The sequence below is a fragment of the Candidatus Pelagibacter bacterium nBUS_29 genome (genome assembly GCF_051200905.1).
GTDB lineage: Bacteria > Pseudomonadota > Alphaproteobacteria > Pelagibacterales > Pelagibacteraceae > Pelagibacter.
The window spans coordinates 171,279-184,871 of the sequence record NZ_CP172843.1; the positions used below are offsets into that span (position 1 = coordinate 171,279).

The 13,593-nt window shown below is 28.9% G+C and carries 16 protein-coding genes; 13 read left to right on the top strand and 3 right to left on the bottom strand.

Going from position 1 to position 13,593, the window contains the following annotated elements; translation table 11 throughout:
- Genes ACIJYA_RS00890 through tkt form a run of 3 tightly spaced genes read right to left on the bottom strand, consistent with a single transcriptional unit; the run spans position 1 to position 4,147 of the window.
- Positions 1-1,179, bottom strand: a complete 1,179-nt coding sequence (locus ACIJYA_RS00890) for a phosphoglycerate kinase (protein ID WP_435088605.1) — start codon at positions 1,177-1,179, stop codon at positions 1-3.
- The gene (gap, locus tag ACIJYA_RS00895; protein ID WP_435088606.1) at positions 1,179-2,186 is read right to left on the bottom strand and encodes a type I glyceraldehyde-3-phosphate dehydrogenase; all 1,008 of its coding nucleotides are present in this window, start codon (positions 2,184-2,186) and stop codon (positions 1,179-1,181) included. Before gap ends, ACIJYA_RS00890 begins: the two co-directional genes overlap by 1 nt.
- Positions 2,183-4,147, bottom strand: a complete 1,965-nt coding sequence (gene tkt, locus ACIJYA_RS00900) for a transketolase (protein ID WP_435088607.1) — start codon at positions 4,145-4,147, stop codon at positions 2,183-2,185. The genes gap and tkt overlap by 4 nt, the downstream gene beginning before the upstream one ends.
- A 53-nt stretch (positions 4,148-4,200) precedes the next feature.
- Between tkt and ACIJYA_RS00905 the strand changes: the two genes are divergently transcribed.
- The 13 genes from ACIJYA_RS00905 to tilS all read left to right on the top strand — a co-directional run bounded on the left by ACIJYA_RS00905 (position 4,201) and on the right by tilS (position 13,540).
- The gene (locus tag ACIJYA_RS00905; RefSeq protein WP_435088608.1) at positions 4,201-4,524 is read left to right on the top strand and encodes a 5-formyltetrahydrofolate cyclo-ligase; all 324 of its coding nucleotides are present in this window, start codon (positions 4,201-4,203) and stop codon (positions 4,522-4,524) included.
- Positions 4,512-4,958, top strand: coding sequence for a cell division protein ZapA (locus ACIJYA_RS00910; protein ID WP_435088609.1), 447 nt, complete (start codon positions 4,512-4,514; stop codon positions 4,956-4,958). Before ACIJYA_RS00905 ends, ACIJYA_RS00910 begins: the two co-directional genes overlap by 13 nt.
- Before the next feature lie 6 nt (positions 4,959-4,964).
- Positions 4,965-5,504 carry a 5-formyltetrahydrofolate cyclo-ligase gene (locus tag ACIJYA_RS00915; RefSeq protein WP_435088610.1) on the top strand — a complete coding sequence of 180 codons (540 nt, stop codon included), beginning with the start codon at positions 4,965-4,967 and terminating at the stop codon, positions 5,502-5,504.
- Position 5,505: 1 nt separating this feature from the next.
- Positions 5,506-6,309, top strand: coding sequence for a TIGR00282 family metallophosphoesterase (locus tag ACIJYA_RS00920; protein ID WP_435088611.1), 804 nt, complete (start codon positions 5,506-5,508; stop codon positions 6,307-6,309).
- Between the two features lie 8 nt (positions 6,310-6,317).
- A complete protein-coding gene (locus tag ACIJYA_RS00925) occupies positions 6,318-7,043 on the top strand; it encodes a YebC/PmpR family DNA-binding transcriptional regulator (RefSeq protein ID WP_435088612.1) in 726 nt (241 codons plus the stop codon).
- Positions 7,043-7,534 (top strand): crossover junction endodeoxyribonuclease, encoded by a 492-nt coding sequence (locus ACIJYA_RS00930; protein ID WP_435088613.1) that lies wholly within the window; start codon positions 7,043-7,045, stop codon positions 7,532-7,534. The genes ACIJYA_RS00925 and ACIJYA_RS00930 overlap by 1 nt, the downstream gene beginning before the upstream one ends.
- 52 nt (positions 7,535-7,586) lie before the next feature.
- A complete protein-coding gene (gene tolQ / locus ACIJYA_RS00935; protein ID WP_435088614.1) occupies positions 7,587-8,261 on the top strand; it encodes a protein TolQ in 675 nt (224 codons plus the stop codon).
- A complete protein-coding gene (gene tolR / locus ACIJYA_RS00940; protein ID WP_435088615.1) occupies positions 8,262-8,678 on the top strand; it encodes a protein TolR in 417 nt (138 codons plus the stop codon).
- A 6-nt stretch (positions 8,679-8,684) separates the two neighbouring features.
- Entirely contained in the window at positions 8,685-9,545 is an 861-nt protein-coding gene (locus tag ACIJYA_RS00945; protein WP_435088616.1) for a cell envelope biogenesis protein TolA, read from the top strand.
- A gap of 8 nt (positions 9,546-9,553) precedes the next feature.
- Entirely contained in the window at positions 9,554-10,897 is a 1,344-nt protein-coding gene (tolB, locus tag ACIJYA_RS00950) for a Tol-Pal system beta propeller repeat protein TolB (RefSeq protein WP_435088617.1), read from the top strand.
- An 85-nt stretch (positions 10,898-10,982) separates the two neighbouring features.
- On the top strand, positions 10,983-11,477 hold the full coding sequence (gene pal / locus ACIJYA_RS00955; protein WP_435088618.1) for a peptidoglycan-associated lipoprotein Pal: 495 nt from the start codon (positions 10,983-10,985) through the stop codon (positions 11,475-11,477).
- A gap of 82 nt (positions 11,478-11,559) precedes the next feature.
- Positions 11,560-12,555 carry a tol-pal system protein YbgF gene (gene ybgF / locus ACIJYA_RS00960; protein WP_435088619.1) on the top strand — a complete coding sequence of 332 codons (996 nt, stop codon included), beginning with the start codon at positions 11,560-11,562 and terminating at the stop codon, positions 12,553-12,555.
- Positions 12,515-13,540, top strand: a complete 1,026-nt coding sequence (gene tilS, locus ACIJYA_RS00965; RefSeq protein ID WP_435088620.1) for a tRNA lysidine(34) synthetase TilS — start codon at positions 12,515-12,517, stop codon at positions 13,538-13,540. Before ybgF ends, tilS begins: the two co-directional genes overlap by 41 nt.
- Positions 13,541-13,593 lie beyond the last annotated feature (53 nt).

The window sequence follows — 13,593 nt, forward strand, 5'->3', positions numbered from 1 at the left end:
TTAGTTTAAAGCTTTTATACCAGGAAGCTCTTGACCTTCAAGGTATTCTAAGAAGGCTCCACCAGCAGTTGAAACAAAATTAAAATTGTTTATAGCATTTAAACTATTTAATAATGAAACTGTATCTCCACCTCCTGCAACTGAATAAATTTTATTAGATTTGTTATTTTCAATTATCTTTTTAGCAATTTTAATACTACCATTAGCAAAGTTTGGATTTTCAAAATATCCTGCGGGCCCGTTCCATAAAATAGTACTACTTTCATCAATAATGTTATTAATAATATTAATAGTTTTTGGACCAATATCTAAAATCATTTCATCTGATAAAATTTCATTTAATTCTTTTATTTGAGGAGCTCCACTCAAGTTTTTTCCTACCATAACATCTTGAGGATATATTATTTTACAGTTCTCTGTTTCTGAAAGTGAAAAAATTTCTTTAATAATTGGATCAGAGTTTTCTTCTTGTAGGGATTTTCCAATATTGTTACCCATATATTTAATTATATTATTAGCCATTCCGCCTACAATTATAATATTATCAAATTTAGGTATTAAATTTTTAATTATATTAATTTTTGTTGAGACTTTTGAGCCTCCAATTATGCAGGTTATAGGTTTTTTAATTTCAGAAGTAATTTTTTTTAAAGCATCAACTTCTAAATTAAGTTGTAATCCAGAATAAGAAGGTAAAAAATTAGTTATCCCATGAATTGATGCATGCGCTCTATGAGAACATGAAAAAGCATCATTAACATAAATGTCAGCTAAAGTTGAAAGATGTTTTGCAAATTTTTGGTTATTTTTTTCTTCCTCAGGACAAAATCTTATATTTTCTAACATAACTATTTTTTCATTATCACTATGAAATAAATCTTTAGAGGCTATCTCGTTAACATCTTTTGAAATGAGTTTTATATTTTGACTTAACTTTATTTCTAAATCTTTACATATTGGCCTAAGTGAAAGTTCGTTTACAACTTTCCCTTTTGGTCTTCCTATATGAGAAATAATTATTATTTTTGCATTTTGGGAGATTAAGAATTTTAAAGTAGGTAAAATTTTATCAATTCGTGTTGTATCAGTGATTCTGTCACCATCTAAAGGAACATTTAAATCTAATCTTAATAATATCTTTTTATCATTAAGATTTGTTTCCTCTTTTATGCTTTTCATCAAGTGATTTTGTGGACATATTCTGCTATGTCACACATTCTATTTGAAAATCCCCATTCATTGTCATACCAAGCTGAAATTTTTCCCATATTTTTACCAACAACACTAGTAAGAGATGCGTCTACAATTGCTGATGATGAATTATGATTAAAATCAATAGATACTAGTTTTTCTGAAGTTATTTCTAGCACTTTTCTAGATTGATTTTTTGTTACTTCTGTAAAAGCATCATTAATTTTTTCTTTGCTTATCTCTTTTTTAGTACAAAAAACTAATTCAATAAGAGATACATTGGGAGTTGGAACTCTCATAGCGACACCTTCCAACTTCCCTTTCAATGAAGGGATTATTTCTCCAATTGCCTTTGATGCGCCAGTAGATGTTGGAACAATTGATTGGCTTGCAGATCTTGCTCTTCTAGGATCCTTATGAGAATTATCTAAAATTCTTTGATCACTTGTAAAAGCATGAATCGTCGTCATAAAACCTTTTTCAATTTCAAAATTTTGATGAAGTGCGTTTGCAACAGGTGCCAAACAATTTGTAGTGCAGGATGCAGCAGAAATTATTTCATCATTTTTAGTAAGTTCACCTTCATTTACACCAAAAACAATAGTTTTGTCAGCGTTTTTACATGGAGCAGAAACTATAACTTTTTTTGCACCATTATTAATGTGTGCTAGTAGTTTTTCTTTTGAATTAAATTTTCCAGTACACTCAAAAACATAATCAACACCAAGTTTTTTCCAATTAATATCTTCAATTTTTGACTCTTGGGAAAAAGTAATCTTATTTTTATTAATAATTAAATGATTTTCATCACAATCAAGATCTGCATTAAATTTTCCATGTACAGAATCATATTTAATTAGAGCGCAACTTGCTTCAGAATTAGATCTGTTATTGATGTGTTTTATTTTTATATTTTTGTTTTGACTTTCAATGATCGCTCTAATAACCATCCGTCCAATTCTTCCCATTCCATTTATTCCAACATTTATAGTCATATTTTTTTTCTAACTAGTTTTTTTGATTTGTTTGTAATGTTTGCTGCTGTTAAACCAAAATGTTTATAAATTTCTTTGTATGGTGCACTTTTACCAAATGTATCAATTCCAAAAGTTAAACCATTATCACCAACATACTTTTTCCAGCAATCTGTTGATGCCGCTTCTATAGAAATTTTTATTTTTGTTTCATTAATAATTTTTTGTTTGTATGAATTTGGCTGTAAGTCAAAAAGATCTTGGGAAGGCATCGATATCACTTTTGAGTATATCTTATCTTTGGCCAATTTATGACTAGTCTCGATCGCCAAATTAACCTCAGAGCCACTTGCAAGTATTGTTAAATCAATCTTTTTATTTGTTCGTAATATTTCATAGGCTCCAAAAGAACACTTATTGATCTTTGAATATTTTATTCTTATTGGATCAAGGTTTTGCCTAGTCAAAGATAAAACACTTGGTGTTTTTGAACTTTTTAGCGCATGTTCCCAACACTCAATAGTTTCCATTCTATCTGCAGGTCTAAAAACATTAAGATTTGGAATAGAACGTAAGCCTGACAATTGTTCTATTGGTTGATGAGTTGGGCCATCCTCACCAAGACCAATTGAGTCGTGTGTCATAACATAAATAACTCTTTGCTCCATTAGTGCTGATAATCTTATTGATGGTTTACAATAATCTGAAAATATTAAAAATGTTCCACCATAAGGAATAAAGTTACTATGAAGGGCAAGTCCATTCATTATCCCACTCATTGCATGTTCTCTCACACCATAGTGAATGTAATCACTATTAAAGTCACCTGGTTTTACTATTTTATGATGTTTTGTTTTAGTATTGTTTGATCCTGCCAAATCAGCAGAACCTCCAATTAAATTATTACTAACACTAGTCAATGCATTCAAAGTAAGTTCTGAGGATTTTCTTGTTGCTAAACATTTAAGTTCTTTAATTGTTTTTTGTTTTTCTGTTTTTAAAATTTTTGTAAAATTATTTTTTAGTAAATTATTTATTATTACTTTTTTCTTTTTATAAATTTTGTTCCAATTATTCTCAAGTTTTTGTCCTTTTTTACCAATTTTTTTCCACTCATTTAAAATTTTATTTGGAATTTCAAAAGGTTTGTAATTCCAATTAAGAGCATTTCTTACTAATTTAATTTCATCTAAACCTAGAGGACTTCCATGAGATGATGATTTACCAGATTTATTTGGTGAGCCATAACCAATTTTAGTCTTACATGAAATAACAGTTGGTTTTTTTGCATTTTGGACTTTTTTTAGAGCCTTAAAAATTTCTTTTTCATTATGACCATTGATAAGAATGTATTCCCAGCCATAACTTTCAAATCTTTTTTTAAAGTTATCTGAAACTGCCAAACTAGTTGGTCCGTCAATCGATATTGAATTATTATCAAAAAGCATTACTAGATTTTTGAGTTTCAAATGTCCCGCCAAACTCATTGCTTCGTGACTTATTCCTTCCATTAGACAACCATCTCCTGCAAGAACATAAGTTTTGTGATTTATAATTTCTTTACCAAGTTTCTTTTTTAAAATTTCTTCAGCAACTGCAAACCCAACAGCATTTGCAATTCCCTGACCAAGTGGACCAGTTGTAGTCTCAATACCAGTTTTGGAGTGATACTCTGGATGACCTGCACAAATTGAATTAAGCTTTCTAAATTTTTTTATACTACTAAGTGAAATACTTTTATATCCAGTCAAGTATAACAGAGAATAAAGTAGCATGGAGCCATGACCTGCAGATAAAACAAATCTGTCTCTATTAAGCCAATTTGGATTTTTAGGATTAAATCTTAAAAAATTTTTAAATAGAACAGTTGCAACATCTGCCATACCCATCGGCATACCAGGGTGACCAGAATTTGCTTTCTGCACAGCATCAATTGAAAGAAATCTGATGCAATTAGCTAAATCATTATGTAGTTTATTCAAAAATATCCTGACTAGACTTAGAAGAATCTATTTAATAATATAAACATATATATATGAATTCTATAATCGAAAAAGAAAAAAAATTAAACGAGGCTTTATCAAAGTTAAAAAATTTAGATCTAACTAATCCTGATTTGAGAAATAATATTGATGATTTAAATTCTCAAAAAACTCAATTAGAAATTGAAAAATCTCAATTAGAGGATAAATATAAATCTTTATTGGATGAACACACAAATTTAACAAAAAAACTTGAAGAAATTCAAAATAATGAAAAATTAGAAGAGAAAAAACAGACCGAGTTCTCTGAAAAAATTGATGAATTAAACCAAGAAACAGATACTTTGTTGGAAGAAATAGACAAATGGCAAATGTAAGCATTAAATTTAACAATAAAGAATTTTTATTGTCATGTGAGGATGGTCAAGAGGAACATCTTGAGGAACTATTAATCCATATTAATCAAAAGTTTAATGATTTAAAAAACAATCTTGGAAATTTAGGAGAAAATAAATTGCTTTTAATTACAGCTGTAAAAATTATGGATGAGTATTATGAAACTAAAAAAAGGGTTGATCAAAAAAAAAATGAATTAAAAGATCTTTCTAATAAATTTAGAGAATTGAAATCACTTATTTATGACTATAGAGATAAAAAAGAAGAAGAGGTTAAAGAGTTAAATGCTAATCATTCAAATTTTAAAAACGAAATTGAGGCCAATCATAAAAAATACGAACAATTAATTGATGAAGCTGCAGATGAGATATCTAATTTTGTTGAAAAAACTAAATTAGAAAATATCTCTCAATAAATCTTTGTGAATAAATCTCAAATTAGAAAAAAGATTTTAAAAATTAGAAAAAAAAATTTTGATAAAAAATTTAAAATTAATTCAGGTAAGTTAATTACCTATTTAGAAACAAATATATCAAATCTTAAAAATATTGGTGGTTATTATCCATCTAATTATGAAATTGATGATTTAGAAATTTTAGAATTGTTAGAAAAAAAAAAATTTAATATATCACTACCAATTATAAAAAAAGATAATCAGATGAACTTTTTTAAATGGTCAAATAACGAACCATTAAAGATAAATAAATTTGGTATTCCTGAACCAGTATCAACTAAGATTTTTTATCCAGACATTCTGTTAATTCCATTAGTTGCTTTTGATAGTAATTTAAATCGATTGGGCTACGGTGGGGGTTTTTATGATCGTTATATTCAGAAAATTGAAAAAATTAAAAAAATAATAAAAATTGGTTTAGCTTTTTCTTTCCAAAAAACCTCATCATTACCTATAGATGAATATGATAAAAGATTAGATTTTATAATTACAGAGAAAGAATTTTAAGATGAGAATATTATTTTTAGGTGATGTAGTTGGAGTTTCAGGTTGCTCAAAACTGATGAATAATTTAATGAACGAAATCAAATCAAAAAAAATAGATTTCGTAATTGTAAATGGTGAGAATGCAGCTTTTCAAGGCGTAGGTTTAACCAAAGAAATATGTAATGATTTTTTTAATTGTGGAGTCGATGTAATTACAACTGGTAACCATGTGTGGGACCAAAAAGAAATAATGGAATTCATAGATAAAGAAGACAAATTGTTACGTCCTAAAAATCTTTTTGAACCAGCTCCAGGTAAAGGCTTTAATATTTATAACACCAAAAACAATATTAAGATTGGAGTGCTAAACTTAATGGGCAATGTCTTTATGAAAAAAAGTGATGACGTTTTTGAAGTTTCAGAAAAATTTATGAAACAGCATAAGTTAAAACAAGACTATGATTTGCTTGTAGTTGATTTTCATGGTGAAATAACAAGTGAAAAAAATGCAATAGGACATTTGTTTGATGGTAAAGCCTCATTAGTTGTTGGAACTCACACACATATTCCGACTAATGATGCAAGAATATTAGATGGTGGCACAGCATATCAAACAGATGCTGGAATGTGTGGAGATTATAATTCTGTTATTGGTATGAATACTGAAAATTCATTAAATAGATTTTTAAAAAAAAATTCAATTAAACATTTTCCAGCTATAGGTGATGCTACTTTGTGTGGTGTAATTGTTGATTGTAATATAGAAACAGGATTAGCAAATAACATTGAAAGTTATATTTGCGGAGGTCAGTTAAAAAATACTTAGAAAAAATTATGTCAGGTCATTCAAAGTGGGCGAGTATCAAACATTCAAAGGGAAAAGCAGATAAGCAAAGATCTAAAATTTTCTCAAAATTATCTAAAGAGATAAGTGTAGCTGCAAAACTTGGTGATAAAGATCCAGCAATGAATCCAAGATTAAGATCTGCGATTCAAGCTGCAAGATCTGCCAATATGCCAAAAGACAATATTGAGAGAGCTATCGATAAATCTTCAGTAAACGCAGAGTCTAATTTTGAAAATTTAAGATATGAGGGATTTGGCCCTGATAAAATTGCTGTAATTGTAGAGACTTTAACAGACAATAAAAATAGAACTGCATCAAATATAAGAACTATATTTCAAAAAAATGGTGGTAGTTTGGGAACACAAGGCTCTGCATCTCATAATTTCAATCAATTAGGCATCATTAAAATTGATAAAAAAGAAATATCTGAGGAAAATATTTTTGAATTAGCAATAGACTCAGGAGCAGATGAATGTATTTCTAATCATGAATTTCACGAAATTCAATGCGCTATGAGTGAAATTTATAATGTTAAAAAAAAATTAGAAAAAATTATATCAAATTTTATTTCAACAGAGATTGAATGGATTCCCTTAAATAGTGTTAATATTGAGAAAGATAGAGAAGAGGCTGCGATTAATTTTTTAGAAACATTAGAAGATGATGATGATGTGCAAAATGTTTTTTCAAATGTTAACTTTGGTAATAATTAATGTTGGTAATTGGCATCGACCCAGGTATTTCTGGATCAATTTGTTTTTTTCACGAGGGCAAAATCATTGATGTGGTAGAAATGCCAACAATGGCTGAGGGTAAAAAAAATAAAAAACAGGTAAATGGCTCTCAAATTTTTAATGAAATTTCTGAAAGAATTAAAAAGTTTGAAAAAGAAGACATTAAAGTAGTTGTAGAGCAAGTATCAGCTATGCCGGGTCAAGGTGTAACTAGCATGTTTAATTTTGGGCAGTCTTTTGGAGTTTTAAAAGGCATTTGTTCTGCGATGCAATTGCCTGTGTATTTTGTAAGACCTGCAAAATGGAAAAAATATTTTAATCTTATCAATTCTGAAAAAGATGCAAGCAGAACAAAGGCAATTGAAATTTTTCCATACTTTTCAGGTCAATTATCAAGAAAAAAAGACTCTAATAAAGCTGATGCTATTTTGATAGCAAGTTTTTATTATGAAACTTACAAAACTGAATAATAGTAAAAAATTAAAGACAAATTCATGACACATTTAAGTGTGAAGTATAATTATGGAAGTTGATATCGCATCACAAGCAGTAGGATTGGGAACTAATACTGATTTTTCTTTAATGAGCTTATTTTTAAGAGCTGATATAGTTGTCAAATCAGTAATTATTATTTTGATAGTTTGCTCAATTTATTCATGGGCAGTAATTATAGAAAAATTTAGATTATTTAAAAGAATCAATAAATCTTCAGAGGAGTTTGAGGAAAATTTTTGGAATTCAAAATCAGCAGAAACATTTTATAATAGTTTACCAACAAAAGTCGATGATCCAACGGCAGTAGTTTTTCAGGAAGCAATGGAGAGTCTTTTGAAAAAAAAATCCAAAAATAATTTAAGTGAAAAAATGAGTATTTTTTTAGAAGTTGGGATTGAAAAACAAATGTCTAAAATTGATAAAGGGTTTACATTCCTAGCCACAGTTGGATCGACTGCACCTTTTATTGGTTTATTTGGAACAGTATGGGGGATAATGAATTCATTCCAATCTATTGCAATTTCTAGAAACACTAGTTTAGCAATTGTAGCTCCAGGAATAGCAGAGGCATTATTTGCTACTGCCCTAGGATTGTTAGCTGCAATTCCTGCTGTAGTTGCGTATAATAAGTTTAACACTGACTCACAAAAATATTCTCAAAAATTAGAAAACTTTTCAAAAAGATTTTTAACAATAATTTAGATGGCATTTAAATTAAATCGTTCATCAAAAGGACCTATCAGTGAGATTAATGTGACACCATTTGTAGATGTCATGCTAGTATTATTAATTATATTTATGGTAACTGCGCCATTGCTTACAGTAGGTGTACAAGTAGATCTTCCGGAGACATCTGCAGACTCCCTTCCAGAAGAAGCTGAGCCATTAACACTTTCAATAAATGCAAAAGGTGAAATTTTTATTCAAGAAGCAAAAGTAGAATATGAAAAAATTATTGCTAAAGTTTTAGCAGTTTCAAAAAATAGAACTGATACAAGGATATATGTAAGAGGAGATAAGACAATTAACTATGGTAGAGTATTAGAGATAATGGGCTTATTATCCGGATCAGGTTTTACTAAGGTTGCCCTGATATCTGAGCCATATAAACAAAGGTAGATCTGTATGAATAGAAGTATAATTATATCTTCTGTTTTACATACAGCATTAATATTTATCACCGCCATGAGTTTACCATTTTTAACTAAAAAACCCCTAGATATTCCACCAATTGTTTCTGTGGAATTAATTCAGATTGCAGAAAAAACAAATATCCCATTTGCCCCTAAAGCAAAAAAAATAATTGAGAAGGTAAAAGAAAAAGAAAAAAAATTAGTATCAGAACAAGCACCTCCAAAAAAAGTTAAAAAAACAAAAACAAAAACAGTTGTCTCAGTTGATAAAAGTGAAAAAATTGACAACAAAACACCAGAAGCAATCCCGCTCCCAGAAAAAACTGTAAAAAAAATTGAGACAAAAAAGGAAAATAAACAAAATCCAGATAAATTAAATGAGGAGGTAAAACAAGTCTCAGAATTTGAAAAAAAAGAATTTGTTGATTTAGATAATATTGCAAAATTAATTGATAAAGCAAAAGAAGACACAGCTGAAGTGGTTAAAAAAAATAATGATATTACGCAAGACCAAGATAAAAACATTGTAACTTCAGGATTAACTCTAAGTGAAGAAGATGCTTTAAAAGCTCAAATTTTTGGATGCTGGAGTATTCCTCTTGGATTACCTTATAACGAAGATTTGTTAGTTAGAATTAAATTAATGCTTGAACCTGATGGCTCAGTAGCAAAAACTGAAATTTTAGATCATGCAAGAATGAATAAACCAGGTCAGGGATTTTATAAAGTGTTAGCTGAAAGTGCATTAAGAGCTGTAAAATTATGCCAACCATTAAGAGTTCCAACAACAGGCTATGAAAGATGGAAAGAATTACAATTAAATTTTGATGCAAGAGAAATGTTAGAAGGTTAAGATAAAAGATGAAAAAAATATTTATAATTTTACTTTTTACAGTTTTAGTTCCAATTAATGCTTTTGCTTTAATTGAAGTAGATATTACTAGAGGAAATTTAAACCCACTCCCATTAGCAGTTTCACCATTGTCAATTGATGATCAGTCAAGAAAAAGTTTTGAAAAAATTCTTAAGGAACAAAATATTGGATCTGAAATTTCAAGCATAGTTGAAAATAATTTAAGAACATCTGGTCTGTTTAATCCACTGAGTAAAGATGCATTTTTACAAGCACCAGATATTGCAAATTTAAAACCTAGATTTGAAGATTGGAATTTAATCAAAGCTCAAGCACTTATAACTGGCAAAGTAACATATATTGACGAAAAATTAAGAGTTGAATTTAGGTTGTGGGATGTTTTGGCAGCTAAAGAGATGATGGCATTAGCATTTACGACTGTACCTAATAATTGGAGAAGAGTAGGACACATTATATCTGATAAAGTTTATGAGAGATTAACTGGAGAAAAAGGATATTTTGATACAAGAATAATTTATGTTGCTGAAGAAGGTCCAAAAACACAAAGAAAAAAAAGATTAGCTATTATGGATCAGGATGGTGCAAATAATAAATTCCTGACACTTGGAAATGAGCTAGTATTAACTCCTAGATTTAATCCTACCAGTCAAATGGTTACATATTTGTCTTACTTTAAAAATTTACCTAGAGTATATCTTTTAGATATTGAAACAGGAACCCAAGAAGTCGTTGGTGATTTTCCTGGAATGACTTTTGCACCTAGGTTTTCTCCTGATGGCAAAAAGATAATCATGAGTTTTGCTAAAGATGGAAAATCAGATATCTACACTATGGATTTAGAAAATAGATTAGTTGAAAGAATAACTAATCATCCTTCAATTGATACTTCACCATCTTATTCTCCAAATGGAAAATATATAGCTTTTAACTCTGACAGAAGTGGATACCAGCAAATTTATCTCATGAAAAGTGATGGGAGTAATGTTAAAAGAATTTCATTTGGAAACGGTATTTATGGAACGCCAGTCTGGTCTCCAAGGGGAGATTTAATAGCGTTCACTAAATTACATAAAGGAAAATTTTATATTGGTGTGATGAGGACAGATGGTAAGGGAGAAAGATTATTAACTGAAAACTATTACCAAGAAGCCCCATCTTGGTCACCCAATGGTAGAGTTTTAATTTTTTATAGAGAGACAAAAACTAACGCAAAAGGTGAAGGTTTTTCTGCTAAGCTATGGTCAATAGATTTAACTGGATATAATGAACGTTTAGTTGAAACTGAAACAGACGCCTCTGACCCATCATGGTCATCTTTATTGAGTAATTAAGTAAAAAAACTTGATTTTTTGACTTGAAACCTCTATTGAGTTGTGAAAAAGTAAGAAATTGAAATTAGCAGCAAGGAGCAATTTAATGATACTAAGCAAAATTTACAAAAACACACTTTTAATATTAGCGGCATGCCTAGTGTTATCAGCATGTGCAACAAAAAAAGAAGTAGCAACTGATGCAATACAAGGTCAGATGCAAGGTGATGTTTACACAGGAACTGATACAGTTGAATATTTGGCTGATGGTGTTCCAGACAGAGTTTTCTTTGCGACAAACGAAACTATTTTAACAACAGCTTCAAGAGAGACATTAAGAGCTCAAGCGGCTTGGTTAAGAAAAAATTCTAGCATCAATGTTGTTCTTGAAGGACACGCAGATGAAAGAGGAACAAGAGAATATAACTTAGCGCTTGGAGAAAGAAGAGCTAATTCTGCAAAAGATTACTTAATGACTTATGGAATATCTTCAGACAGGATTTCAGTATTAAGTTATGGAAAAGAAAGACCAGTAGATGCTGGTTCTAACCCATTAGCTTGGTCAAAAAATAGAAGATCTGTAACTGTTAAAGCAAATTAAAGAATTAAATTTAAAGACCCTAAAGCATAAAAGTTTTAGGGTCTTTTTTTTGCCATTTTTATAACCATAAATCTAAATACTAATGAGATTTACATTAAAATTAATATTACTAATTTTATTCAATTTAGGTTTTTTACAAAATTCTTTTTCAGATAATCATAATATTTATGAAACTTTAGAAATAATCAAGAATGACCTTAAAACTCTTGAAAGAGCAGTTTATTCAGGTTCAATTGAAATCAATACCTCATCAAAAGAACAATCAAATATTGAGCTAGATAGTAATTCAGAAGATGTCCTGACAAGGCATTTATTAAAATTATCTGAAGTTGAGGATCAATTTCGGCAATTAACTAATAAATTTGAAGAAATTAATTTTAAGCTTGATAAATTATCAAATAGATTATCAAAAATTCAGGCTGATAATCAGATAAGATTTCAAGATTTAGAGTCTGCAATAAGTTCTAGTGATAATACAACACAATTGTCCTCTAAACCAAAAACAGACACAACAAAAAGTGAAATATTACCAGGGAGTTCGCAGCCACAAGATCTAGGCACAATATCGTACAAAGATACAGAGACATCTGAAACATCTCAGCAAATTCAATCTGTAGATACTACCGCATCTGTTGTGACTGAAACTTTTCAGGCAGAAGAAAAAATATTACCACAAGATCTTACTCCAAAAAAACAATATGAGTTTGCAACAAGTTTTTTAAAAGTTGGTGATTACAGTACAGCTGAAAGAGCTTTTAGAGAATTTGTTTTATCTAATAGCGAACATGAATTAGCTGGTAGTGCTCAGTATTGGTATGCTGAAACATTTAGAATAAGACAACTATATACTGATGCTGCATCAGCTTACTTGGAGGGTTATCAAAAATATCCAAAAGGTAACAAGGCTCCTATAAATTTGTTAAAACTTGGTGTATCAATGGTTCAGATTGGAGAAAAAGATCAAGGTTGTAAAATGATTAATGGTGTAGAGCTACAATACCCTAAGGCAAGTCAATCAGTAATTCAAAAAGCAAAATATGAGTCTAAAAAATTTGAATGTATCAAAGAAGACTCGTAAGTTTTTATTAGATAAATTAAAAGATAGTCGAACTCTTCAAATTTATAAAAAATTTGAAGACAACCTTCATATTAAAAATAATTTTATTGTAGCTCTTTCAGGTGGTCCAGATAGTCTTGCATTATCTTTTTTAGCAAAAATTTATTCAATTAAAAAATCTTTAAATGTGAAATATTTAATTGTCGATCATAGATTGAGAAAAAATTCAACATTAGAGGCTAAATATGTTCAAAAAAAATTAAAAAACTTTTCTATAAAATTAGATATTTTAACCTGGAAGGGAATAAAGCCTAGTAAAAATATTCAATCGATTGCTAGAGAAAAAAGATACAAGTTATTAACAGACGCAGCAAAAAAGTATCGAATACAAAATATTCTTCTTGGCCATCACCTAGACGATTTATTTGAAAATTTTTTTATAAGAATTTTAAGAGGTAGTGGTTTAAAGGGATTAATTTCATTAGATAGAGAGACACATAAAAATCAGGTCAATTTGATTAGACCTTTAATTAAAATAAATAAAAAGGACCTGATATATGTAAGTAATTATATTTTTGGATCATATATTAAAGACCCATCAAATGAAGATGATAATTTTAAAAGAGTAAAAATTAGAAATTTTTTAAAACAATTAAGTTTAGAGGGTTTTGATAGAAAAAAGTTTTTTTTAACAATTAAAAATCTAAAATTTGCAAATGAGAATATAGAGTTTTACACTAAAAAAAATTTAGAGGACAATGTAACAATTTTAAGTCAAAAAAATAATGTTATTCTAAAAGAAAATTTTTTTTCTCAGTCAAACGAAGTTGTATTTAGGTCTTTAACCGAGGTAATAAAAATTGTAGGTAAAAAGTATTACGCTGTCAGAGGAAAAAAAATTGATAAAATTATTCACTTAATAAATTTTAAATCCTCCTTCAAAGTTACTTTAGGTGGCTGTGTTATTAAAAAGGTTAATGAAACTGTAATTTTGTCCAAAGAGTAACAAAACATAAATATTTAATGATATTTTGTCACTTGTTAATCTTGTAATAATTC